The following is a 22,197-nucleotide window of genomic DNA, read 5'->3' on the forward strand; positions in this document are numbered from 1 at the left end:
CGCATCAGCACGCAGAACATCCCGACCATCGATACGGCCGTCCGTCGGCGGCATCGCCCTCGTTCGCCGGTGCGATGTCTCACGCTGCAATGGCTTCGCGACCAAGGTCGCTCCTACGGGTGCGCCTTGATTTTTGTCATCCGTGACAAAAACGCTTGTCATTGGCAATGAGAATAGTTATCGTTTCGTTCATAGGCAGTACGCTTAGCCTCCCGCGGCATGGACGCCCCGCGCGTTCCCCGCCAAGCCCCGTGTACCCCCACTACAACTCCTGCCACGCGATGCCAACGGCCTCGCGTTGTGCACGCGGCTGACTTCAGGGAGCACTACCCCGCAACGTTGCTCACGCATGGCGTGAGGCGTCGCCATGGGCGAATTCCAGGTCGGCCACCCTTTCGCCCACCAGGAAACCACGATGCAACGCCCTGCCCCCACGTCCCTGCACTTCTCGCTGCTGGCCAGCGCCCTGGCCGCCGCCCTGGCCACCCACGCCGCGCCCGTCCTGGCCGATGACGCCGCCCGCGACCCGGCCACGCTGGATACGGTCAAGGTCGTGGCCGAAGGCGAACTGGCCAACTCCTACACCGTCAAGCACACCGGCACCGCGACCAAGCTGGACCTGTCGCTGCGCCAGACGCCGCAGTCGGTCACCGTCATCACCCGCCAACGGCTGGATGACATGGGCCTGTTCTCGCTGCAGGACGTGATGGGCCAGGTCACCGGCGTGCACGTCTCGGTGACCGACAGCGAACGCATCAACTACGTCTCGCGCGGCTACAACATCACCAACTTCCAGGTCGATGGCATGCTCAACACGTTCGGCGGGTCGATCAAGACCAACACCGACAACGTGATCTACGAGCGCATCGAAGTGGTGCGCGGCGCCACCGGCCTGACCACCGGCGCCGGCGATCCGTCCGGCACCATCAGCTTCGTGCGCAAGCGCCCCACCGACACCCTGCAGATGGGCGCCAACCTCACCGTCGGCCGCTGGAGCAACCAGCGCATGGAGTTCGACCTCGGTGGACCGGTGGCCTGGGATGGCCGCATCCGCGCGCGCGTGGTCGGCGCCAAGCAGCAGAGTGACTCCTTCCGCGACGTCTACAAGCTGGACAAGGACGTGTTCTACGGCATCGTGCAGGCCGACCTGAGCGACAGCACCCTGCTGGAGCTGGGGTACGAGTACCAGTCGCCCAAGACCACCGGCGTGACCTGGGGCGTGGTGCCGTACTGGGGCGTGGATGGCAAGCCGGCCAACCTGCCGCGCTCGACCAACCTGTCGGCCAGCTGGAGCCAGTGGCCAATCGTGGAGAAGACCCGCTTCGCGCGCCTTGAGCAGCAGTTGGGCAGCAACTGGACGATCAAAGGCAGCTTCACCCATGCCGACCGCGATACCGATGGCAGCGTCTGGTACGGCGCGGCCGGCAACCCGCGGCCCGACGGCACCGGGGTGACCGCCTACATCTCGCACTTCGCCGAGAAGAGCACGATGGACGTGACCGACGTCAACGTCACCGGCGCCTTCGAGCTGTTCGGCCACGCCCAGGAAGTGGTGTTCGGCTACGGCCAGTCGCTGCGCAAGAGCAAGGCGCCGTCGATCAGCATCCCTGACTACCCGGACAGCTACGCGCAGGTGCCGGACTGGCGCAACTGGACCGGCGACGTGCCGCAGCTGCCCATCGTCCGCAATGGCTACCTCAGCTCGCAGGACGAACTGCGCCAGCGCGGCGCCTACCTGGCCGCGCGCCTGCAGCTGGCCGACCCGCTGCTGGCCGTGGCCGGTGCGCGCTACAGCACCTGGGAAACCCGCAACTGGCGCTACAGCTACGACAACGCCGGCAACCGCACCAGCACCACCCGTGGCGGCTACAAGCCCGACAACACACTGACCCCGTACTTCGGCCTGATCTACGACATCAACCGCACCTTCAGCGCCTACGCCAGCTACACCGACATCTTCCAGCCGCAGAACTACCGCGACAAGAACAACAGCTACCTGGAGCCGGTGGTCGGCGACATGTGGGAAGCCGGCCTCAAGGCCGAGTTCTTCGACGGCCTGCTCAACACCTCCGTGGCCGTGTTCAAGGGCGAGAAGGACAACGTGGCCGAGCTCGATGACAGTGTGCCGGCCAAGTTCCTGCCCGATGGCAGCGATGCCTACCGCTCCACCGGCAAGGGCAACAAGGTCCAGGGCTGGGAAGTGGAAGCACAGGGCAGCCTCGGCGAGCACTGGAACCTGTCCACCGGCTACGCGCATACCGTGATCGAGAACCAGAAAGGCGTGCGCCAGAACACCACCACGCCGGTCAACACCTTCCGCCTCAACGCCAGCTGGCGTCCGGGCGGCATCGACGGCCGCTTCTGGCTGGGCGGTGGCGCTACCTGGCAGAGCGAGATCTGGCGCAACGGTGCCAGGCCGGCACCGGACTACTTGGTTAGCGGCCGTACCGAGAGCGTGCGCATGACCCAGGACGCGTTCTACCTGCTCAACCTGTCCGGTGGCTACCGCTTCAACGCCAACTTCAGCGCCCAGCTCAACGTCAACAACCTGCTGGACAAGAAGTACTACAGCAACGTCGGCTTCTACAACGGCGTGTACTGGGGCGAGCCGCGCAACGTGCAGCTGACCCTGCGCTGGAAGCTGTAACGCCTTTGGGGACGCGCCGCACGCGGCGCCGGCCAGGGATGGCCACTTCATGCAGCGCCGGTCGCCACCGGCACTGCCCGCTCCAGCCTTCACCGCAGGTTTCCGTGGACAGCACGCCCATCGCCAGCTCCTGGCTCGCCCGAATCGAGCACTTCCTCGCACGCCCCTGGCTGGGCGTGCTCTCGCGCAGCATCGCCGCCATCGTCGGCGGGTACGCGCTCGCCGCCACTTCCGCGATGTTCTTCGCCCTTGCCCTGCCGCTGCCACGCAGCCAGGCCGTGCTGACCGGCATGCTGGTCGCCATCGTGCTGTGCGCTTGTGCCGCGCTGTGGGCGTTCGCCACGCGCAGCGCGCTGCGCGCCTGGCTCGGCATCGTGCTGCCCGCCGCGCTGTTCTGGATGGCCGCCGAATGGCTGGGGGTGATGGCATGAAGAACGGATTCCGCCAATCGATGGCATGGCTGCACACCTGGACCGGCCTGCTGGTCGGCTGGTTGTTGCTGCTCATCTTCATGGCCGGCACCGCCAGCTACTACCGCGAGGAAATCAGCCGCTGGATGCGCCCGGAGCTGCCACGCAGCACGGTCAGCAGCGAGGTTGCCGCCGCCAATGCAGTGCGCTTCCTGCAGCGCAAGGCCCCGCAGGCCGAGAGCTGGACCGTCACCCTGCCCGATGCACGCAACCCGGCCATGCGCATGTTCTGGCGCAACCCCGAATCAATGGTCACGCCGCCGGCTGAAGGAGAGAAACGCCGCCGTCGCGGTGGCGGTCGCTTCGGTGACGCCACCATCGACCCGAACAGCGGCCAGGAGGTGCGTGCACGCGAAACCCGCGGCGGTGACTTCTTCTACCGCCTGCACTTCGACCTGCACTACATCCCGGTGATCTGGGCACGCTACATCGTCGGCTTCTGCGCGATGTTCATGCTGGTGGCGATCATCACCGGGGTCATCACCCACAAGAAGATCTTCACCGACTTCTTCACCTTCCGCCCGCAGAAGGGGCTGCGTTCCTGGCTGGACTTCCACAACGTCAGTGCAGTGATGGCGCTGCCGTACCACGCCATGATCACCTACACCGGCATCGTCACCCTGATGTTCCTGTACCTGCCATGGGGCGTGAAGGCGGCCTACCCGGACGACCCGGATGCGTTCTTCTCCGAAGCCTTCGCACGCATGGCCGACGTCGAGGGCCCGACCAAAGGACGCGCGCCGCCGCTACCGATCCAGCAGTTGCTGGACAGTGCCCGCAAGGAATGGAACGGCGCCGAGGTGGCGGGCTTCACTGTCCATCGCCCGGGCGCGGATAATTCGGTGGTCGACGTGCTGCAGCGGGACGGCCATCGCCTGTCGATCGACACGCCCTCGCTGCGCTACGACGCCCTCACCGGCGTGCGCCTGGAGGGCAGCCCGGCACCGGGCGGTGCCACCCAGACCCGCGGCGTGATGTACGGCCTGCACCTGGCCCGCTTCGCCGACTGGGGGCTGCGCGCCCTGTTCTTCGTCTCCGGCCTGATCGGCTGCCTGATGGTGGCCAGCGGCGTGGTGCTGTGGGCGGTCAAGGAGCGCCCCAAGCACGCCAAGTCGGGCAGGACCGGTTTCGGCCTGCGTCTGGTCGATGCCCTGAACATCGGCGCGGTGGCGGGTTTGCCGATCGCCTTCGCCGCCTACTTCTGGGGCAACCGACTGTTGCCGGTGGAACTGGCCGAACGCAGCGCGGCCGAAGCCAACGTGTTCTTCTACGCGTGGGGGGCCGCCCTGCTCGCGGCATTCATCTGGCCCAAGCGGATGATGTGGGCCTGGCAACTGTACGTGGGCGCGGCGATGTTCGCGCTGATTCCGCTGGTCAATGCACTGACCACGCACGCCCATCTGGGCGTGACCCTGCTGCAGGGCGACTGGCCGCTGGCCGGCGTGGATCTTTTCATGCTGGTGTTCGGCGTCGTGCTGGCCTACTGCGGCTGGCGCATGCAGCACTGGCAGCCCCCCTTGAGTGCGGCGGAGAAGAAGCGTCGCCTGCAGGCGGCCGCCGCGGGAGCGGGCGCATGATGCTGCTCGCCCTGGGGCTGTCGTTCGCGGCGTTCACCGCGCTGTCGCTGGCCATGGAAAAGCACCAGCGCGAGCTGCAGCGCGGCTCCGAACGCACGTCGCTGTGGCGTTGGCTAGGCTGGGGCCTGCTCGCGTTGGCCTTCGCGGTTTGCGTCGCCGACCACGGCTGGGCCGCCGGCCCGGTGTTGTGGCTGGGGGCGCTGACCGCCGCCGGGCTGCTGCTGGCGTTCGGCCTGTACCCCTACCGGCCCCGCTGGATCGTGCCATTGGCCTGGGCCCTGCCGGTCATCGGCCTGGCCGCGACCGTCGTGCCCTGAGCCCGTACGAGCGACCCTGGTCGCCAAGCCGATGATGCATCCGGATACGCCTTCATCGTCCAACGACCGGGCGCGCCAGGCAGTATCGGCTTCGCGGCCAAGGCCGCTCCTGCCCACTTCGATCAGGGCACCAGCGAGAACAGGTGCGCCGGGACGGGCCGGTCATGGACGATGAGCCGGTTGCGCGCGATGCCCTCGTGCAATGCGCCGGACTTCACCGCCACCCTTTCGCTGGCGGTGTTGCCCACCGCCACCACGATCTCGATGCGCTGCAGGCCTTCGTGGTCGAACCCATGCGCCGCCAGCGCGCGCACGCAGCGTGGCGCGATGCCGTGCCCCTGGCGCGACGTGCGCACCCAGTACCCCAGGTTGCAGAACCGGTGGCCACGCCGGATCTCGTTCAAGCCTGCGCCGCCAAGGAAGGCCCCGGTCTGCGCGCAGAAGACCCCGAACTCCAGTGCATCCCCCCGCTCGCGTCGTGCACGGCAGTCGGCGAACCACGCCAGCGCCTGCACGGTGTCGTAGTCCGGTGTTGCCCATGGCATCCACCGGCCCACGCTCTGGGCCGACTCGCGTACCGCTTCGGCGAACGGCTCCGCGTCGCTGTCCTCGAAGGGCCGCAGCAGCAAGCCTTCAAACACGATGGACGATGCTGCCATGCTGCCTCCCGCGCTCATCGTCTCATCCCAACCGCTGCAGTTCCCAGGCGCGGTGGATGCGGGCGTTGCGCTCGAAATCCGGGCCGATGGTCCTGGCGCTGATCTCGCGGCAGCGCGCGAACTCGGCGATGGCGTTCTCTTCCAGCTTGAAGCGGCGGAAGTTGTTGGAGAAATACAGCACGCCGCCCGGCGCGAGGCGCGCCACCGCCGCGCGCAGCAGGCGCAGCTGCTCGCGCTGCACGTCGAAGTCCTCCGCGCGCGCGGAGTTGGAGAAGGTCGGCGGGTCGCAGAAGATCACGTCGAACTGGCCCTGCTCGGCTTCCAGCCACTTGATCGCATCGGCCTGCACCAGCTGGTGGCGGCTGCCGCCCATGCCGTTCAGGGCCAGGTTGTCGGCGCACCACTGCAGGTAGGTGCCGGACAGGTCGACGCTGGTAGTCGAGACCGCGCCGGCCACCGCCGCTTCCACGCTGGCCACGCCGGTGTAGCAGAACAGGTTGAGGAAGCGCTTGCCGCGCGCCTGTTCGGCCATGTGCCGGCGCAGCGGACGATGGTCCAGGAACAGGCCGGTGTCCAGGTAGTCGAACAGGTTCACGCGCAGCAGCGCATTGTTCTCGCGCACCAGGATGAACTCGCCACGCTGCTCGAAACGGCCGTACTTGCTGCCGCCCTTGCCGCGCTCGCGCGACTTCAGCGCCACCTGCTCGGCCGGCACCTGGAACACCTCGCGCGCGGCGGCCAGCAACTCGTTGCGGCGGCGGCGCACGTCGGCATCGGGAATCGTGGCTGGCGCAGCGTACTCCTGCACATGCAGGAAAGTGCGGCCCTTGCCGCCATCCTCGCGGTAGACGTCGATGGCGGCGGCGTACTCGGGCAGGTCGGCGTCATAGGCGCGGAAGCAGGTAACGTCCTCGCGCGCCAACCAGCTCTTGAACTTCTTGAGGTTCTTGCGCAGGCGGTTGGCCACCATCTGCGCACCTTCGCTCAGCTCGCGCGGCTGGCCATCGTTTTCGCGCGCCGGCACCGCGATCGGGTCGCAGACGATCAGCGCGCACTCGATGGCACCATTGAACAGCTGGTAGGTCTTGCGCGCACGCAGGCCCGTGGCGAAGGCCAAATCGGCGCTACCGCACAGCAGGCTGGCCTTCCATTGCGGCACCGCGCGCTTGAGCGCATCACCGATGCGACGGTACAGCGCCGCGTCGGCGGCCAGGCGTTCGTCGTACGGCGGGTTGCAGACCACGCAGCCAATCTCCTGCGGCGGCACCTGCATGTCGGCGACATCACGCACACCGAACCAGATCGCTTCGCTGACACCGGCCACCTCGGCGTTCTCCTTGGCCGCACGGATCGCCTGCGGGTCGATGTCGCTGCCGTGGATGACCTGCTTCAGCGCGGCACGCCCGGCCTGCTCGCGCTCGCGCGCCTCGCCCATCAGCGCCTTCCACTGCGCCTGGTCGAAACCCCGCCAGCGGCTCGGCGGAATGCTGCCGTGGCGCTGCAGGCCCGGCGCGACATCGGCGGCCATCAGCGCGCCCTCGATCAGCAGCGTGCCACTGCCGCACATCGGGTCGAGCAGGCCACCACCTTCGGCATGGATCTTCGGCCAGCCGGCGCGCATCAGCACCGCTGCGGCCAGGTTTTCCTTCAGCGGGGCGTCGTTCTGCGACTGGCGCCAGCCGCGGCGGTGCATCGGGCCACCGCTCAGGTCGATGGAGATGGTGGCGCGGCCCTTGCGCAGCGACAGGTTGATGCGCACGTCCGGCAGATCGACGTTCACCGACGGGCGCTCCAGGCCTTCACCGCGCAGGCGGTCGACCACCGCATCCTTGACCCGTTGCGCGGCGAAGCGCGCGTGGGTGATGGCGGTGCCGGACACATGCGCGTCCACGGCCAGGGTCAGGTCGGCGTCCAGATGCTCTTCCCACGGCATCGACACCACGCCCTGGTACAGCGCGGCTTCGTCGGGGCAGTCGAACTCTTCCAGCGGCCACAGCACGCGGCTGGCCAACCGCGACCACAGCACCACGTGCTGCGCATCGCGCAGCTCGCCTTCGGCATTGACGCCGGCAATGGTGGCGGTGGCCTTGGGCAGGCCCATCGCCAGCAGTTCGTCGGCGAGCAGGTACTCAAGGCCCTTGGCGCAGGAAACAAAGAATTTCACGGGATCGGATCAACTGTCGGAAAGGAGGGGATGCGGGCGGGCACGACGGCCGGCCCCGGACGGCATCCAGGGCGTCATTGTAGGCAGTTGCCGGCCAACGCGCCGGAACGCCGGCTTGACGGGGCTCAGAGCGAGCGCAGCAGGGTCTCGAAGGCCTGCGCGGAGGCCTCGACGTTGCGCATCAGCCGGTGGCTGTCATTGACCATCAACAGGCGCGCCGAGCGCTGCCCGGCCCAGCGGATCACCTCCTCGGCCGGGATGATCTCGTCATGCCAGGCGTGCACCACGCTGATCGGCACCGCGGCCGCGTCCAGCGCCGGCATCGGCCCCATCGTGGTCGGCGGCACCATCAGGAACAGACCCTTGACCGGCACCTGCAGCGAGGTGATCGCGGAGATGTAGGCGCCCAGGCTGGAGCCGCCCAGCACCAGCGGGCCACGCGCGGCCATTTCGCCGGCACGCTGGACCAAGCGCTGCAGCCGCGCCGGCACGTCACCGACCGGGCTGATCTCGCGGCGGGCATCCAGGTCGGTGTAGTCGGGGCGCTCGTGGGTCCAGCCCAGCCGCTCGGCGACTTCGGCCAGCGCGGTGACCTTGGTGGCGTCAGGGCCACTCTCGAAACCGTGGGAAAGGATGCAGTGGCCGCGGCTCATGGCTGGCAGGCGGGAAGATCGGGATTCATCGACGAATGCTAGCATCCGCACATGCCTCTGCCGCCCCCGATCATCGCCGCGCCCCTGCCCTACGAACCATTGCTGGGCAGCCGCGCGCTCACCGACGTCGACCTGGTGGTCATCCACTGCACCGAACTGCCGGACCTGGCCACGGCCCGCCAATACGGCGAGCGCACCGTCTACGACAGCGGCACCGGCAACAGCGGCCATTACTACATCGACCGCGACGGCAGCATCCTGCAGTACGTGGCGCTGGAGCGCGTGGCACACCACGTGCGCGGCATCAACCCGCGCTCGGTCGGCATCGAGCTGGTCAACACCGGGCGTTACCCGGACTGGTTCGACTCACGCACCCAGCAGATGGGCGAACCCTACCCCGAGGCGCAGATCGCATCACTGGTGCGCCTGCTGCAATGGCTGCCGGACCAGCTCCCGGCGCTGCGCTGGATCGCCGGCCACGAGCAGCTGGACACCGCGCGCGTACCGGCCAGCGACGACCCGACCCGCGAGGTCGCGCGCAAGCTCGACCCGGGCCCGCAGTTCCCGTGGGCGCAGGTGCTCGGCGCGGTCACCCTGCAGCCACTGCCGCTCTGAGCCCGGCCTATTCGGCCACGAACTGGTACTTCTCGCCTGCGGTCACCCGCAGCTCGAGCCGGTTGACCGCCGGCGCGATCGGGCACACCACGTGCCGGCTCAATGCGCAGGGCGGGTTCTGCGCGCGGTTGAAATCCAGCACGACCTCGCCGTCACGCGGCGCCGATGCATTGAGATAACGCGCGCCGCCAAAGGTCTCGCGGCCGCCGGTAAGGTCGGTGAAGATGAAGAACAGGTTGGGCGACAACGGTTCAGAGGCATCCTGCATCGCCTGCAGGCGATAGTGGCGGCCCCCGACCTCGAACTCGGCCTCCCCGGGCGCGACGGCCGGCAATGGCGTGCCGATCGAACTGAGCAGCATCGCCGGAGCCGGGCGCGGGAACGGTTTCCAGCGCGCCACCACCCGCCAGCGCGGGTCCACCGGGAAGTGCTCGATGCCACGGAAGCCGCGTCGCAGCGCCGCGTTGGTATCCCGGCAACGCCAGCCCAGCACGTTGCCGATCCGCACCAGGTAGAACTCGGCGCTGCCGAAATGCAGCCGGCTGGCCTCCTTGCCATCACCCGCCGGCTGCAGCGTGGCGCCCCGCAGCGGCTGGCCGTTGAGGGTGACGCCGGTGCCCGGGTAGCCCTCGATGGTGGCCTTGCCGGCCGCGTCGATGCTCAGCCGGCCCACCCGCTCCGGCCCCAACGGCAGCCGCACGTCGCTATCGGGCGCGCTGCCGACCGAATAGGTCGTCCCGGCCTCCAGCCGCCCCGAGCCCACGTAGCTGAGCCAGCCCTGCGGCCCGCGCAAGCGTGCCAGGCGCTGCGTGCGCCATTGCTCCACGTCACGCTGGTACTGCCGCACGTCGTAGGGGTGCTGCAGCGCGTCGTTGGCAAACGGGTCATTGGCCGGCGTACAGGCCGCCAGCACCAACGCCAGCGACAGCAGGAATGCCCCTTTCATCGAAACCATGTCTCCCCCGAGGCCCTTGGTTCTTTCGCGTGTCAGCCTACCGCCACGGGTCGTGACGGATCACTGGACCAGCCACTCCAGGAGTCGGCGAACACGCGCGCCCCCGCCAGGCCGGCATGTTCGAACGCCAGCAGCAGGTGGCAGGCGGTCACCCCGGACCCACACATCAGCACCGTCTCCCGGGCGGGCTGGTCACCCAGCAGCGCGCCCAGTTCGGCCTGCAGTTCCGCCGCCGGGCGCATGCGCCCTTCATGCACGTTCATGCCGAACGGCCGGTTCAATGCCCCCGGCACGTGGCCGGCGACCCGGTCCAGCGGCTCGACGTCACCGCGATAGCGTTCGGCCGCGCGCGCGTCCACCAGCCACCCCGGCCGCTGCGCCAGGCGCGCCTGCACCTCGTCGGCGCTCACCACCTGGGCTATGTCGAACCGGCCCGGATACGGCCCCAGCGCGGTCACTTCCGGCACCTCGCTGTCGAGCGGATGGCCGGCCGCCTGCCAGGCCGCCAGCCCGCCATCGAGCACGGCAACGTTGCGGTGGCCGATCAGGCGCAGCAGCCACCACAGGCGCGCGGCCGCCATGCTGCCGTCGGCGGCGTCATAGACCACCACCTGGGTGTCGGGGCCGATGCCCCAGCGGCCCAGCGTCGCGGCGAAGGTATCGCTGTCCGGCAGCGGGTGGCGGCCATGTCCCTGCCTGCCCAGGTCGGACAGGTCGCGGTTGAGGTCGGCATGCAGCGCGCCGGCGATGTGCCCAGCCGCGTACTGCGCCGCCCCCGACTGCGGGTCGGCCAGCGAGAAACGCGCGTCCACCACCCGCACCGCGGTGCTGGCGGTGGCGCGTGCATCGAGCACCTGCACCGACGGCCCGACCAGCGCGGCGGCCAGGCGGGGAACATCGACCAGCGTGGTCCACGGCAATCCGGTCAGGCTCATCTCACGTGCTCCAGGCGACGACGCAGGTTGTAAAGGATGGCGGCCGTGGCTCCCCAGATGCGCTGGCCCGGCCAGGTGTACTCCAGCACATGCCGCACCCGGCCGCGGTGCTCCACGTCCACGTGGCGCAGGTTGGCCGGATCCATCAGGTAGTCCAGCGGCACTTCGAATACTTCGGCCACCTCGCCCGGCTCCGGGCGCGGCACGAAATCCGGGTCCACCACCGCCACCACCGGCGTCACCCGGAAGCCGCTGATGGTGATGAACGGGTCCAGGTACCCCAGCGCCAGCACCTGCTGCGATGGCAAGGCGATTTCCTCGTCGCTCTCGCGCAGCGCGGCGGCCAGGGGATTACGGTCGCGCTTTTCCATCCGGCCGCCCGGGAAGCCGACCTGCCCCCCGTGGTTGCGCAATGCCTCGGTGCGGCGCGTCAGCAGCACCTGCGTGCCCTGCGCGCGCGGCACCAGCCCGGCCAGCACCGCGGCCTCCACCGGCGGCCCCGGCGGCAACAGGTCTTCCAGTTCACTGCGGTTCCAGCCCGGTCCGGCCGGCACGCGGGTCAGCGGAAGCAGGGCCTGCTGCAGGCGATCACGCCCGGCCAGGCGCTCGGCGAAGCTGGCCGCCTGGCGCGCACGCCCCGGCAACACCTGCTCCATCAATCCGCGACGCTCGCTCTCGCTCATGCGCATCCAGCTCCCGATCTCGTTTCCCGTGCGCCAGCACCCTCGGCAAAGGCCTTCCGCGTCCAGTGCGCACACACCGATGCAGGGGCTGGAGACGGCACGAACCGGAGAACCCATCAATTCAGACATCTCCCCAGCTTAGCGCGGCGCGAGGACAGCGCACAGGCTGGACAGGGCGTGATGTCGCGCTGTTGCACGCGGGTCGGTGATCGCGATGCGGGCGGAACGGCCGTGCCCCAACGGCGGCGCCCTGCCGCCTGCACAGTAAAATTTGTGACGGACATCAAGTCTATTGAACTGACGTTCATCCCCATGCACACTCGGGTTGCCGTCAGGGGGAAACACGAAACCACGTCACGCAGTCCGCAGGGTCCGGTGGCACGCCCACCACACCACTGCTGCCTTCGTTGCGCTGGGGCCTCTCGTTTTTCACTCTGTAACGGAGCCAGAAATGAAAGTGGCAAAACCTTCCCTGTTGTTGACCGCGCTTGCGCTGGGCACCTGCCTTACCGCCCACGCCGCCGAACCACCCACCACCGAAGCCCCGGCCACCACGGCCGAGAGTGGCATGGTCGCCGGCATCGACCCCACCACCGGCAAGCTGCGCAAACTCACCGACGCAGAAATCCGCGCCCTCTCCGAGAAGGCCAACGCCATGCCCGCCACGGCGCGTAGCGCCGCCGGCAGCAGCACCGCCACCAACGCCGCCTGGGCACGCATGCCGCAGAACAGCGCCCAGGCCACCGCCACCATCCGCACCCATGCCAACGGCATGAGCAGCGCGGAACTGCCGGTCTCGGCAATGAATTCGCTCACCGTCGAACGCGCTGCCGATGGCAGCGTGCAGGTGCTGGAGAACGGCGCACCGCCGTCGCATGGACGCCAGGAGGTCAGCAAATGAAGACACATCTGCTCTGCGCCCTGATCGGCGCCAGCCTGTTCGCCGCGTCGGCCGAAGCGGCCGTGATCACCCCGGTCAACCAGGACCCGGTTGGCAAGGGCCTCAATGACCCCACCGCACGCGCGCCGGAAGGCGGCAACCCGGGCAAGACCGTCGGTGAACAGCGCCGCATCGTCTACCGCTACGCCGCCGACCTGTGGGGGGCGGTGCTGAACAGCGACGTGGAAACCTTCGTCGGCGCCAGCTTCCAGGACCTGACCTGCACCGCCACCGGCGGCACGCTGGGCTCGGCCGGCGCCGCATGGATCGCCACCTCCGCGCCCTCGGGCAGCCAGCTCGGCATGATCTACCACGGCCCGCTGGCCAACGCGATCAACGGCTCGCGCATCAGCATCAGCTCGTCCGGCACCGACATCACCAGCCGCTTCAACAACAACCTGGGCGGCACCAATCCGGACGGCACCCCGTGCATGACCGGCTCGGGCTGGTACTACGGGCTCGATGGCAAGACGCCGGCCGGGCAGATCAACTTCCTGGACGTGGTGCTGCATGAGATCGGCCACGGCCTGGGCTTCTCCGGCTTCGTCGGCTACACCAGCGGGCGCCTGGGCGAACGCACCGGCATCCCCAGCTACTACGGCTATTCGGACGTGTACACCGACAACGCGTTCGACAACCTCACCGGCAAGCGCTTCACCGACGCGAGCATGACCAACGCGCTGCGTGCCACCTCGATCAAGACCCGCGGCGGCCCGGCCTGGAATGGTGCCAGCACCCGTGCGCAGGCGCCGTTGTGGCTGGATCCGGCGGTGGTGCTGTCCATCAGCGGCATCAGCCCCACCCTGGTCACCCAGTTCTACGGCACGGCTTCGTTCGGGCCCAAGGCCACCTCCGACAACTTCGCCGGCAGCGTGGTGGTTGCCAATGACGGCACCGGCAGCGACACCGCCGATGCCTGCGAGGCCCTGCCGGCCGGCAGCCTGACCGGCAAGGTGGCCTACATCAACCGCGGCGGCTGTGCCTTCGAGATCAAGGCCGCCAACGCCGAAGCCGCCGGGGCGGTCGCGGCGATCATCGGCAACGTGGCCAGCTCCGGTGATCCGGGCACCGCACCGGGCATGGCCGAGGATGCAACGGTCACCGCCAACATCCCCACCGTCAGCGTCAACCTGACCGATGCCAACCGCATCAAGGCCGGAGCCCAGGGCGGTGCGGCGATGACCGCGGCGTTGGGCGAAGTGGCCGGGCAGATGGCCGGTGCCGATCCCAGCGGGCGTCCGCTGCTGTACGCCCCTGCCACGGTCGCCAGCGGCTCGTCGTTCTCGCACTTCGAGAGCGTGCTGATCCCCGATGCCCTGATGGAGCCGGCCAACAGCGATGAAACCGACGGTGCCCGCATCGTCGACCTGACCCTGGGCGTGTTCGCCGACGAGGGCTGGGTGTTGAACACTGGCACGGCGCGTATCGGCACCTGCGATACCGGCGTGAAGCTGTTCAAGAACCCGGGCCTGATCGCCGGTGCCAACGTGCAGGCACAGGACCGCCTGTGCCGTACCAGCGCCAACGGCAACCGCGGTGCCTACCTGCGTTGCATGAACGACACCGCCTCGGACCTGAAGGCACTGGGCATGATCAGCAACGTCGAGCAGGCCAGCATCCGCTCCTGCGCGGCCAAGGTGACATCGCTGTAAGCCCGCGCTCCAACCCTGCAGTACCACGACCGGCGCCCGCGTGGCGCCGGTCGTGTGTCAGGCCCCTTCCCGCGCAGGCCCGGAATCGATCCGGATGTACACCCACAAAAAAGCGCCGGTGCTTTCGCACCGGCGCTTCGTGTTTCCGTGCAACTGGCGTGGATTACTTCACGCTGACCAGCTTGATCTCGAACTGCACGGCCACGTTCGGCGGGAACGGGGTACGCGGGTCGGCACCGTAGGCCTGTTCCGGCGGCAGGGTCACTTCCCACTTGGCGCCGGCCGGCATCTGCAGCAGGGTTTCGCGCATCGCGGCCATTTCGACTTCGCTGACCTTGATCGACGGAATCGACTGGGCCGGGCGGGCTTCGGTCGGACGCTGGCCGTACGGGAACGGACCGGCCACTTCCAGCGCAACGGTGCTGGCCTGGGTCGGCTTGGCGCCGTTGCCGGCTTCGATCACGCGGTACTGCACGCCGCTGGCCAGCGCCTGCACGCCCGGCTTGGCCCGGTTGGCGGCGATGAACTGGTCGCTGCGGGTCTTGTTGTCGGCGGCGGCCTTGTCGTACTCGGCCTTGGCGGCCTGGGCACGGCTCTGCTCACGGCGCTGGAAGGCTTCCACGGCCGGCTTGAGCTGGTCGGCGGTGATCGCCGGCTGCTTCTTGGCGTAGGCATCCTGCAGGCCCTTCACCACCGAAGCGATGTCCAGCTGCTCGCCGCGACCGGTGAGTTCAGCCAGGTTGTTGCCGTAGTCATAGCCGAAGTAATAGCTCAGCTTGCCCTTTTCGGACGAGACGTCCTGGGCGAATGCAGTGCCGGTGATGGCCAGAGCGGCCACGGCGACCGCGATAGAACGCAACTTCATCAAACTGTTCTCCAGGGAAGGTGTCTCAGGGCAACCATGCCGCTTGAGGCGACGGGTTAGGATAGCCGTCACAAAGGCGCTCCGCCACTGACGACCCGGGCTCTGACCCACATGGGTTCGATTTAGTTCAAAACTCACTTTTTTTTAACTTTTCAGGAGCTTCACCGTATGTCCGACGCCCCGGTCTCGATCGCCACCCGCGACGGTATCCGCACCATCACCGTGCAACGTCCGGAAAAGCTCAATGCATTGAACCGCCAGACCCTGGAAGCCTTGGATGCGGCATTCGCCGCGGCCGGCCAGGCCGACGACGTGCGCGTGGTGGTCCTGACCGGGGCCGGTCCCAAGGCGTTCGTGGCCGGTGCCGACATCGCCGAGATGAATGGCCTGACCCCGGTGCAGGGGCGCGACTTCTCGCTGGTCGGCCAGCGCCTGATGCGCCGCATCGAACGCCTGGAAAAACCGGTCATCGCGATGATCAACGGCTTCGCGCTGGGCGGCGGCATGGAGCTGTCCATGGCCTGCCACCTGCGCATCGCCGCCGACAGCGCCAAGGTCGGCCAGCCGGAAATCAACCTGGGCCTGCTGCCGGGCTTCGGCGGCACCCAGCGCCTGCTGCGCCTGGCCGGCCGTGCCGCGGCGCTGGAGCTGTGCCTGCTCGGCGCGCCGATCGACGCCGCCCGCGCCCAGCAACTGGGCCTGGTCAACCGTGTGGTGCCGGCCGCCGAGCTGGAGGCGGAGACGCTGAAGATCGCCACCCAGTTGGCCCATGCCGCGCCGCTGGCACTGCGCGGCATCCTGGACGCGATCAACGTCGGCGGCGAGTGCGGCATCGAGGAAGGACTGGAGTACGAAAGCGCGCAGTTCGGCCTGGCCTTCTCCACCGAGGACATGCGCGAAGGCACCTCGGCCTTCCTGGAACGCCGCAAGCCGGAATTCAGGAACCGCTGAGCTGCACCGATGCCTGCCGTGACCGCCACACTGCAACAGCTGCTGCAGTTCATCGCCGCCGACGACCTGGACGCGGCCGTGCGCGCCGGGCTGATGGAGTACGCGCCCGAAGCCGCCGGGCTGGACACCGCGCAGGTACAGCCGTTGCTGGAAGCACAGCAGCGCCTGCGCCAGGCCTGGGCCGCGCGTGAACGCCACCGCGCGCGCGACGCACGGCTGGCCCGGCGCGCGGCCGAACGCGAAGCACGCCGCGCGCCACCACCGGCACCGGACCACAAACCCGCCCTGCCCTCGGCAGCGGCCGCCATCCTCGCCCGTGCCAAGGCACGGGCCGCGGGAAAGCCCACTGCATGACTGCCCCCACCGTGAAGAAAGCCGCGGCACGCAAGGCCGCGCCCCGCAAAGCCGCCCCCCCACCAAGCGCCGCGACGGTGAAGAAGCCGTCGACGCCGCGTGCCGGCAAGCGCATGAGCCGCGAGGAAGTGCGGGAGATGTTCACCCGCCTGCGCGAGCTCAACCCGCACCCCAAGACCGAACTGGAATACAGCACGCCGTTCGAACTGCTGGTGGCGGTGACGCTGTCGGCGCAAGCCACCGACGTGGGCGTCAACAAGGCCACCCGCAAGTTGTTCCCGGTGGCCAACACCGCCCAGGCCATCCTCGACCTGGGCGAGGAAGGGCTCAAGCGCTACATCGCCACCATCGGCCTGTTCAACGCCAAGGCGAAGAACGTCGTCGCCGCCTGCGCGATCCTGGTGCAGAAGTACGGGGGCGAAGTGCCCGCCGACCGCGCCGCGCTGGAAGCCCTGCCCGGCGTCGGCCGCAAGACCGCCAACGTCGTGCTCAACACCGCCTTCGGGCAACCGACCATGGCGGTGGACACGCATATCTTCCGCGTCGCCAACCGCACCGGCCTGGCGCCCGGCAAGGACGTGCGCGCGGTGGAGGATGGCTTGTTGAAAGTGATCCCCGGGGAATTCCTGCAGGACGCGCACCATTGGCTGATCCTGCACGGCCGCTACGTCTGCAAGGCGCGCAAGCCGGACTGCCCGCAATGCGTGATCCGCGATCTGTGTCACTTCAAGGACAAGACAGCCGACGCCTGAGCGCGGCCGGCTGCCATCTGCACGACACCTGACCGTAACAGCGCCCGCGTCCAATACGCGGGCATGGGCGTTGCGTGCGCGGAAGGTCGTCGCCGGACTGTCACATTTACGCAATCTTTACGCCCTAGCCTTCGCAGCATCCTCAACCTGCCTGCAAGGCTACCCATCCATGAAACTGCATCGCCAACTCCTCACTGCAGCCGTTGTGTCGGCGCTGTTTGTCCCGGCCGCACACGCCGAAATCGCCATCGATGTCATCGGCGGCTCCGAAATCACCTTCGAAGGCCTGGTGCAGGCTGATGGCAACTGGTTCGACAACGATCGCGCCGACCTGAACGGCGTCGCCAAGAACGGCAAGGACAGCGAGTTCGAGCTGCGCCGCGCCGAGCTGGTGCTCAAGGGCAAGGGCCCGGGCAACGTGGAATGGGTGGTCGGCTACGACGCCAAGGCCGACAAGTTCCTGGACACCAACCTGAAGTACAAGCTGGGCGGCAACAGCAACCACTACCTGCAGGCCGGCCAGTTCAAGCAGCCCAACAGCCTGGAAGAGCTGTCCAGCACCAAGAACAACGACTTCATCTCCAAGGCCACCGTGACCAACACCTACGCCGTGGCCCGTCGCCTCGGCCTGGGCTACAGCATCGGTGACAGCGACTGGTCGGTCACCGCGTCGGCGTTCGGCCGCGAACTGACCCGCGACCTGGCCCATGGCAGCGGCTACGGCGTGCGCGGCACCTTCGCCCCGATCAACGAGAAGGGCAACATCCTGCACCTGGGCCTGAGCTACGTCGATTACGACACCGACGCGGACACCCTGCGCTGGCGCGCCCGCCCGAACGCCGACCTGGCCACCGTGCGCCTGGTCGACAGCGGCGACCTGAAGGACAGCGACCGCATCAGCACCATCGGTGCCGAAGCCATGTACGTGCAGGGTCCGTTCAAGGCCCAGGCCGAGTACTACAACTCCAAGGTCAAGCGCTACGACCATGACAACTACACCACCGACGGCTACTACGTCAGCGGCGTGTGGAACGTCACCGGCGAAACCTGGGGCTACAAGGGCGGCACCCCGAGCCTGGGCCTGCCGGACGATCCGGGCCGTGGCATGTGGCAGCTGGGCGCCCGCTTCGACAGCATCGACCTGAACGACGGTGGCCTGCGCGCCCCGGCCGTGATCGGTGGTGCTCCGCTGGTGGACGGCGTGCTCGGCGGCAAGATGGACATCTGGACCGTGGGCGCCAACTGGTACTGGCGTTCGAACTTCAAGGCCTCGCTGAACTACGTGATGGTCGACAGCAAGAAGTACAGCTCCAGCGCCCGCACCTTCCTCAGCGACAAGCCGAACATCCTGGAAGCCCGCCTGCAGTTCTTCTGGTAAGCCCAGGCAGCGATGATCGAGGAGAACGCCCCGCAAGGGGCGTTCTCTTTTTCCTTGGGGGAACGGCCTTGGCCGCGAAGCCCGTCGTCGTTCCGAACGCGGGAATACCCATTGTCGTGATCCTCGCAGGAAGCCATGGTCCGCCGTTCGTCGTTTCGCGGCTGGATGCATTCCCGGCTTCGCGGCCAAGGCCGTTCCCTCGCCGGGCGAGCGGCTATGCTGCGGGCCTACGTCATCAACGGATTGATCATGCGCATCGCCCTGCTGCTGTTCCTGCTCGCCCTCCCCGTCACGGCATTGGCCCAGGACTGCGGCGCCGACAGCGCCACCCGCATCCGCCAGGCCTATGCGCAACTGCCCGCCGGCACCCTGCCGGAACATCGCCAGATGCGCATCGACGCCACCCAGGGCGTCTGCCGTGTCTGGCCGGCCGACACCTCCCTGACCCTGATGGCCGTGCCGCTGCTCGGTGAATGGCAGGAGGACGGTTCTTACCGCGACGGCGACCTGGACCTGCTGGTGGTCGACACCACCACGCTGCGCCCGCGCGCCACCGTGCGCCTGCCCGGCGCGATGAGCAGCGACGCCGTCCGCATCGAGGGCGTGAGCCTGGACACCGCTCGCTATCGCCTGTCCGCGGACGTACGCGCGTTCGGCGTGCGCATCTCGCGCAGTGGCTCCTCGCAGCCCAACCCGTTCTCTGACACACGCCTGCAATTGTTCGTGCTGGACAAGGACCGGCTCACACCGGTCACCGGCCAGATCGTGATGAACCTTTTCAGCGGCGAATGGGACACCCGCTGCACCGGCGAGTTCAACGACGTCGAACGGACCCTCGAAGTGGAGCCACCGCCGGCACAGGGCTTTGTCACCCTGCGGGTGCGCGAGCGCATCACCGGGATCATCAACCGCGAGGATGCCGCCGGCCAATGCGCGGAGGATCGCCACACGCTGCCGGTCAAGCACTACACCCTGCAACCCAAGGGCCGCAGCTACCCGCTGCCGGAGGCGATCACGGCCAGCTTCTGAGCAGGTTGCGGCTGTCACCGCGTCGTCATATGACAGACGCTGCGTTGTCATCAAATGGTTATGGAATAGGCGCCGGGCGGAACTCACCGCACATTCACCTCCCAGGAGCCATTCGTGATCCACGCCATCAAATCGCGCGCCGTCGTCGCCATCCTCGCCGCGTCGTCCGTGTTCGCCGCCAATGCCACCGATGTCACCGGCGCTGGCGCCTCCTTCATCTACCCGGTCATGTCCAAGTGGTCGGCCGACTACAGCGCCGCCACCGGCAAGCGGGTGAACTACCAGTCGATCGGCTCCGGCGGCGGCATCGCCCAGATCAAGGCCAACACCGTCGATTTCGGTTCCTCCGACGCCCCGCTGCGTCCGGAAGAACTGGCCTCCTCGGGCCTGGTGCAGTTCCCGTCGGTGATCGGCGGCGTGGTGCCGGTCATCAACGTGGCCGGCGTCGAAGCCGGTGCCATGAAGCTCGACGGCCCGACCCTGGCCAACATCTTCCTGGGCCGCATCACCAAGTGGAACGACCCGGCCATCGTCGCCCTCAACGCCGGCCTGGCCCTGCCCGACGCGAAGATCACCGTCGTGCACCGCTCCGACGGTTCTGGCACCACCTTCAACTTCGTCAACTACCTGTCCAAGGTCAACAACGACTGGAAGACCAGCGTCGGTGAAGGCACCAGCGTGCAGTGGCCGGTCGGCATCGGCGGCAAGGGCAACGAAGGCGTCGCCGCCTACGTCAAGCAGATCAAGGGTTCGATCGGCTACGTCGAGTTCTCCTACGCGCTGCAGAACCGCCTGACCTTCTCGCGCATGAAGAACGCCGCCGGCAACTTCGTGCAGCCGCGTGACGAGACCTTCTCGGCCGCTGCCGCCAGCGCCGACTGGGCCAATGCCCGCGACTTCTACCTGGTGATGACCAACGCCCCGGGCGAGCAGGCCTGGCCGATCACCGCCACCAACTTCATCCTGATGCGCAAGCAGCCCAAGACCGCCGAAGGCGCCAAGGCCGCGCTGGACTACTTCCGCTGGATCTACGCCAACGGTGATGCACAGGCCCGCCAGCTGGACTACGTGCCGCTGCCGGACAGCCTGGTCCGCCAGATCGAAACCTACTGGCAGCAGAACGCGCGTTACTGAGTGTAGAGCCGACGAGTCCCTCTCCCTCGTCGCCTCAGGCGCGGATCGAGCGATCCGCGCCTTTTTTTTGCACATCCCGGCAGCACGGAACCCCGCACCGCCGCGGCGCCGCCGGGAAGGCCCTGCCGGGCATGCCCCGGCATTCCGCCCTGGCGTCATCCGGAAGGCCAAACGCGTCACACAGCACCGCTGTCCCGGCCGTTTCCGGACGCCCCACTGCATCCTGTAGCCCATTGATTAACATTGGGTTTTCAGATTTTTTTCAGCATGTAATCAGGCTGTAACAAAAACATCATTTCATAGCCGCATCCGCTGGCGCCGCCAGCCTTTCTCCCGCTATGGAGTGACGCATGAAGCTGCACATGACCGGCCTTGCCGCCCTTTCCCTGGCCATTGCCCTGGGCCTGTCGGCCTGCGGTGGCAACAACGGCAACCCCGCCGCTTCCAACCCGGAAAACGCTGCTGCCGGTGCCCCGGCCGCGGGTGACAAGGTTGCCGCCGAAATCTCCGGCGCAGGCGCCTCGTTCATCTTCCCGCTCGTGTCGAAGTGGTCGGCCGACTACAACACCGCCACCGGCGCCAAGATCAACTACCAGTCGATCGGCTCGGGCGGCGGTATCGCCCAGATCAAGGCCGGCACCGTCGACTTCGGTTCCTCCGACAAGCCGCTGTCCAGCGAAGAGCTGGCCCAGGCCGGCCTCGGCCAGTTCCCGTCGGCCATCGGCGGCGTGGTCCCGGTGGTCAACCTGGAAGGCATCCAGCCGGGCCAGCTGCGCCTGAGCGGCGCCCTGCTGGCGGACATCTTCCTGGGCAAGGTCACCCAATGGAATGACAAGGCCATCGCCGATGCCAACCCGGGCGTGACCCTGCCCGACACCAAGATCACCCTGGTGCACCGCTCCGACGGTTCGGGCACCACCTTCAACTTCTCCAACTACCTGTCCAAGGTGAGCGGCGAGTGGAAGGACAAGGTCGGCGAAGGCACCTCGGTGCAGTGGCCGGACGGCGTGGGCGGCAAGGGCAACGAAGGCGTCGCCTCCTACGTGCAGCAGATCAAGGGTTCGCTGGGCTACGTCGAGCTGGCCTACGCGCTGCAGAACAACATGCCGTACGCGTCGATGCAGAACGCCGCCGGCAACTGGGTGCAGCCGACCGCCGAGACCTTCGCCGCCGCTGCCGCCAGCGCCGACTGGGCCAACGCCAAGGACTTCAACCTGGTCATCACCAACGCCCCGGGCGCCAATGCGTGGCCGATCACCGCCACCAACTTCATGCTGATGCACAAGCAGCCGAAGGACGCCAAGCGCAGCGCCGACACCCTGGCCTTCTTCAAGTGGGCCTTCGAGAACGGCCAGACCCAGGCCAACGAACTGCACTACGTGCCGCTGCCGGCGGAGCTGGTGACCCAGATCGAAAGCTACTGGGCCGCCGAGTTCAAGTAATGGAACCGCACGGGTGCGCCACGGG

The 22,197-nt window shown here is 68.0% G+C and carries 21 protein-coding genes; 14 read left to right on the top strand and 7 right to left on the bottom strand.

Annotated features, from left to right (window positions below; all coding sequences use genetic code 11):
- The first annotated feature begins 415 nt into the window (after positions 1-415).
- The 4 genes from AC06FE_RS02220 to AC06FE_RS02235 all read left to right on the top strand — a co-directional run bounded on the left by AC06FE_RS02220 (position 416) and on the right by AC06FE_RS02235 (position 5,011).
- On the top strand, positions 416-2,647 hold the full coding sequence (locus AC06FE_RS02220) for a TonB-dependent siderophore receptor (RefSeq protein WP_478072121.1): 2,232 nt from the start codon (positions 416-418) through the stop codon (positions 2,645-2,647).
- A gap of 104 nt (positions 2,648-2,751) precedes the next feature.
- Positions 2,752-3,078 carry a DUF3649 domain-containing protein gene (locus tag AC06FE_RS02225; protein WP_243693940.1) on the top strand — a complete coding sequence of 109 codons (327 nt, stop codon included), beginning with the start codon at positions 2,752-2,754 and terminating at the stop codon, positions 3,076-3,078.
- The gene (locus tag AC06FE_RS02230; RefSeq protein WP_478072122.1) at positions 3,075-4,694 is read left to right on the top strand and encodes a PepSY-associated TM helix domain-containing protein; all 1,620 of its coding nucleotides are present in this window, start codon (positions 3,075-3,077) and stop codon (positions 4,692-4,694) included. The genes AC06FE_RS02225 and AC06FE_RS02230 overlap by 4 nt, the downstream gene beginning before the upstream one ends.
- Positions 4,691-5,011 (top strand): DUF3325 domain-containing protein, encoded by a 321-nt coding sequence (locus tag AC06FE_RS02235; protein ID WP_313251418.1) that lies wholly within the window; start codon positions 4,691-4,693, stop codon positions 5,009-5,011. Before AC06FE_RS02230 ends, AC06FE_RS02235 begins: the two co-directional genes overlap by 4 nt.
- 122 nt (positions 5,012-5,133) lie before the next feature.
- Here AC06FE_RS02235 and AC06FE_RS02240 read toward each other — a convergent pair whose 3' ends face one another.
- The 3 genes from AC06FE_RS02240 to AC06FE_RS02250 form a co-directional block, all read right to left on the bottom strand.
- On the bottom strand, positions 5,134-5,670 hold the full coding sequence (locus AC06FE_RS02240) for a GNAT family N-acetyltransferase (protein ID WP_192288015.1): 537 nt from the start codon (positions 5,668-5,670) through the stop codon (positions 5,134-5,136).
- Positions 5,671-5,692: 22 nt separating this feature from the next.
- Entirely contained in the window at positions 5,693-7,834 is a 2,142-nt protein-coding gene (gene rlmKL / locus AC06FE_RS02245) for a bifunctional 23S rRNA (guanine(2069)-N(7))-methyltransferase RlmK/23S rRNA (guanine(2445)-N(2))-methyltransferase RlmL (RefSeq protein WP_478072123.1), read from the bottom strand.
- A 125-nt stretch (positions 7,835-7,959) separates the two neighbouring features.
- The gene (locus AC06FE_RS02250; protein ID WP_323439388.1) at positions 7,960-8,487 is read right to left on the bottom strand and encodes a hypothetical protein; all 528 of its coding nucleotides are present in this window, start codon (positions 8,485-8,487) and stop codon (positions 7,960-7,962) included.
- Between the two features lie 51 nt (positions 8,488-8,538).
- Here AC06FE_RS02250 and AC06FE_RS02255 point away from each other — a divergent pair, with 51 nt between their 5' ends.
- Complete coding sequence (locus tag AC06FE_RS02255) at positions 8,539-9,102, top strand: N-acetylmuramoyl-L-alanine amidase (RefSeq protein WP_313251426.1); 564 nt, start codon at positions 8,539-8,541, stop codon at positions 9,100-9,102.
- A gap of 7 nt (positions 9,103-9,109) precedes the next feature.
- Here AC06FE_RS02255 and AC06FE_RS02260 read toward each other — a convergent pair whose 3' ends face one another.
- Genes AC06FE_RS02260 through AC06FE_RS02270 form a run of 3 tightly spaced genes read right to left on the bottom strand, consistent with a single transcriptional unit; the run spans position 9,110 to position 11,792 of the window.
- Positions 9,110-10,048, bottom strand: coding sequence for a DUF1684 domain-containing protein (locus AC06FE_RS02260; RefSeq protein ID WP_192288011.1), 939 nt, complete (start codon positions 10,046-10,048; stop codon positions 9,110-9,112).
- Between the two features lie 41 nt (positions 10,049-10,089).
- Entirely contained in the window at positions 10,090-10,992 is a 903-nt protein-coding gene (locus AC06FE_RS02265; protein WP_478072124.1) for a sulfurtransferase, read from the bottom strand.
- On the bottom strand, positions 10,989-11,792 hold the full coding sequence (locus AC06FE_RS02270; RefSeq protein WP_192288010.1) for a CoA pyrophosphatase: 804 nt from the start codon (positions 11,790-11,792) through the stop codon (positions 10,989-10,991). Before AC06FE_RS02270 ends, AC06FE_RS02265 begins: the two co-directional genes overlap by 4 nt.
- A gap of 334 nt (positions 11,793-12,126) precedes the next feature.
- On the opposite strand from AC06FE_RS02270, the gene AC06FE_RS02275 reads away from it, so the two are divergent.
- Together AC06FE_RS02275 and AC06FE_RS02280 are read left to right on the top strand one after the other, a co-directional pair.
- Positions 12,127-12,576: a post-PEP-CTERM-1 domain-containing protein gene (locus AC06FE_RS02275; protein ID WP_478072125.1), complete on the top strand. Its 450-nt coding sequence runs from the start codon at positions 12,127-12,129 to the stop codon at positions 12,574-12,576.
- Complete coding sequence (locus AC06FE_RS02280; RefSeq protein ID WP_478072126.1) at positions 12,573-14,267, top strand: PA domain-containing protein; 1,695 nt, start codon at positions 12,573-12,575, stop codon at positions 14,265-14,267. Before AC06FE_RS02275 ends, AC06FE_RS02280 begins: the two co-directional genes overlap by 4 nt.
- 163 nt (positions 14,268-14,430) lie before the next feature.
- Here the strand turns inward: AC06FE_RS02280 and AC06FE_RS02285 are convergent, their stop codons facing one another.
- Positions 14,431-15,132, bottom strand: coding sequence for an FKBP-type peptidyl-prolyl cis-trans isomerase N-terminal domain-containing protein (locus AC06FE_RS02285; protein ID WP_132862647.1), 702 nt, complete (start codon positions 15,130-15,132; stop codon positions 14,431-14,433).
- A gap of 168 nt (positions 15,133-15,300) precedes the next feature.
- On the opposite strand from AC06FE_RS02285, the gene AC06FE_RS02290 reads away from it, so the two are divergent.
- The 7 genes from AC06FE_RS02290 to pstS (AC06FE_RS02320) all read left to right on the top strand — a co-directional run bounded on the left by AC06FE_RS02290 (position 15,301) and on the right by pstS (AC06FE_RS02320) (position 22,172).
- Entirely contained in the window at positions 15,301-16,083 is a 783-nt protein-coding gene (locus AC06FE_RS02290; protein WP_478072127.1) for an enoyl-CoA hydratase/isomerase family protein, read from the top strand.
- Between the two features lie 9 nt (positions 16,084-16,092).
- Positions 16,093-16,437: a hypothetical protein gene (locus AC06FE_RS02295; RefSeq protein WP_478072128.1), complete on the top strand. Its 345-nt coding sequence runs from the start codon at positions 16,093-16,095 to the stop codon at positions 16,435-16,437.
- A gap of 113 nt (positions 16,438-16,550) precedes the next feature.
- Positions 16,551-17,189, top strand: coding sequence for an endonuclease III (gene nth / locus AC06FE_RS02300; RefSeq protein WP_478072360.1), 639 nt, complete (start codon positions 16,551-16,553; stop codon positions 17,187-17,189).
- 169 nt (positions 17,190-17,358) lie between these two features.
- Positions 17,359-18,567 (top strand): OprO/OprP family phosphate-selective porin, encoded by a 1,209-nt coding sequence (locus AC06FE_RS02305; RefSeq protein WP_132862644.1) that lies wholly within the window; start codon positions 17,359-17,361, stop codon positions 18,565-18,567.
- Between the two features lie 249 nt (positions 18,568-18,816).
- A complete protein-coding gene (locus tag AC06FE_RS02310; RefSeq protein ID WP_478072129.1) occupies positions 18,817-19,596 on the top strand; it encodes a PA3715 family protein in 780 nt (259 codons plus the stop codon).
- A gap of 114 nt (positions 19,597-19,710) precedes the next feature.
- Positions 19,711-20,730 carry a phosphate ABC transporter substrate-binding protein PstS gene (gene pstS, locus AC06FE_RS02315; protein WP_132862642.1) on the top strand — a complete coding sequence of 340 codons (1,020 nt, stop codon included), beginning with the start codon at positions 19,711-19,713 and terminating at the stop codon, positions 20,728-20,730.
- A gap of 350 nt (positions 20,731-21,080) precedes the next feature.
- Entirely contained in the window at positions 21,081-22,172 is a 1,092-nt protein-coding gene (gene pstS, locus AC06FE_RS02320) for a phosphate ABC transporter substrate-binding protein PstS (RefSeq protein ID WP_478072130.1), read from the top strand.
- Positions 22,173-22,197 lie beyond the last annotated feature (25 nt).

Source organism: Stenotrophomonas sp. Steno-C18 (genome assembly GCF_056393195.1).